The sequence below is a fragment of the Pseudoalteromonas piscicida genome, assembly GCF_002744175.1.
Taxonomy (GTDB): domain Bacteria; phylum Pseudomonadota; class Gammaproteobacteria; order Enterobacterales; family Alteromonadaceae; genus Pseudoalteromonas; species Pseudoalteromonas piscicida_B.
In genome coordinates this window covers 1-1,939 of sequence record NZ_NKHF01000122.1, presented here as the reverse complement: position 1 = coordinate 1,939, position 1,939 = coordinate 1, and the positions used below count along the sequence as shown (strand labels likewise).

At 41.9% G+C, this 1,939-nt stretch carries 2 protein-coding genes; both read right to left on the bottom strand.

Annotation, left to right across the window (positions count from 1 at the left end; genetic code table 11):
- Positions 1-95: 95 nt before the first annotated feature.
- Positions 96-572, bottom strand: coding sequence for a hypothetical protein (locus tag CEX98_RS22020; RefSeq protein WP_143484378.1), 477 nt, complete (start codon positions 570-572; stop codon positions 96-98).
- A partial coding sequence (locus CEX98_RS22015) for an RHS repeat domain-containing protein (protein ID WP_277948947.1) occupies positions 562-1,939 on the bottom strand: 1,378 nt, incomplete at its 5' end. The genes CEX98_RS22015 and CEX98_RS22020, both read right to left, overlap by 11 nt.

Below are 1,939 nucleotides of genomic sequence, written 5' to 3'. Positions count from 1 at the left end.
AATTCACGTGCATGTGAGCTTATAAACAATAACTAACCCATTGAATGCAAAACCCGCCGGAGCGGGTTTGGTTTCAAATTAAGGTGGGTGATCTTCTAATTTAATTTTCCCATTTTCTCAATAATTTGGCTTATGTGCTCGCCCTTTAAACAACTACAAAAAACTTTTGAAAAAAGCTCTTGGCTGAATGAAGTCAATAATACAACTTCATTATCATTAGCTAATAGCACATGCCGTACATTTAAGCTTTCCTTCATTCCTAGTGTATCGAATACTGTCGCCTTAATTCCATCAAATTCAAATGTATCAACGATTTCTACTGGTACTCCTTGAAACTCCTCTTGTAAAAATTCTCCGCTGAATTTGAATTTTTCAATTGAAACGATGTTTGGAAAACCGAATTGCGTATACTCCATGTGATCATCTTGTTTTCGCACCAACTCAAAGCCTTCTGGAATAGTGATACTACACCCGCTTAGAAAAATATCATCTGCACCGCGTGCTTTCTCAAACGGAAAGAGCACCGATATACATAAAATTAAGGACAATGACCTTATATGCTTACTCAACATCTAGTTCTCCCAATGCGCAGCCCCTGTTTGAACACGAATAATTGTAAGTGTAAGTTTGTGGCCCTATAAATAAAAGTGGCCAAGCCGTTAAACCAATTCCGGCTGCATCTGGGACAACATGTCCTTTCATTTTAACGTTGTTCCATAGAATTGGTTCTCCACCGTTGTTCATAGTGTTTAGACTTTCAACCATTTCTGTAGTCATATCCGTTCTTAGAGTAATATATGCCTGCCTGAATTCCCTCTCAGAAGAAAATTCATGACCTCCTACAAGCCCCATCTCCATGCGTAAGAACTCTGGGTTTTCTTTGTAAAGCGTATCCAATCTATTAATTTCAGAGTTTAATGCCGAATACCTTTTGGCAGCACTATATCTAGCAGCCTGCTGTTTGAACCAATCACCCAGCCCGTTGAACAAGGTTTGATAGGCAGCAGTCCTAGCACCATTAGCAAACTTACCTCCAGAAATCACAGATGCTGTTCCACCAATTACCGCTGATGCTAAAGTGGCTCCTATTGCATTGTCTCCCATTGAACTGAGCATCGGAGTACCTGCCCCTTTAGTGAAGCCTGCACTAAAGAATCCATGACCAAATTTTCCACCTGATAGAGTAGATATAACTCCTCCAGCAGCAGCATGACTTGCTATTTGACCTGCTATTTGACCAGAAGTCAGCATATTGCCACCAAATTCATGGAGACCGTTGTATATTTGGTCAAACTCAGCAGCACTGGATGCATCTGCCAATCGACCCAAGTTTGCATCTGAAGCGTTCCTAAAATGTTGCCCAATTTGCTGAAAAGCGGCAGCAGAGAATGCTCCAATCAACGCCCCTCTGAGACTACCCGTTGCAATTCCTCCTGACACGAAACCTATTGCAGCAGCATTCCACATGCTAGCAGCAGCCCATTGACCAACCCCCGGTATAAACATCAATGCCAGCCCTACAAATGGAGCAAAATCCCCAAGAGCTTTGTTTAACTTTTTGAACAAAGACTTGAAGAAGTAACCTGACGGATCGGTATAACTCAGCGGATTATTCAACACATACGAATAGCGGTTATAGCTTTGGCTATTTGTCGGCGCTTGAATATGCGGATCAGCCTGTAAGAATCGGCCCAAAGTTGGATCGTAGATCCGACCGTTCATATGAATAACATTTAAATTATTGAGCATTTCATGGCCGGTGAAGCCTTGGCGCATATAGCCTGTAAACACTTCAAATTTACTGGCTTGTAATGCGTATTGTTGACCAAATGGATCATAACGGAACGCTTGAGTGATACGTGCATTGGTGCCATTGCTGCTCACTTCACTGACCGCTAGGGTTGAACCTAAATGATCTTTTATCAATAGCTTGTGCGTC

What these genes read in the sequence shown, in the direction of transcription:
- CEX98_RS22020 (WP_143484378.1), bottom strand. Translation starts at nt 572, where the DNA reads ATGTTGAGTAAGCATATAAGGTCATTGTCCTTAATTTTATGTATATCG.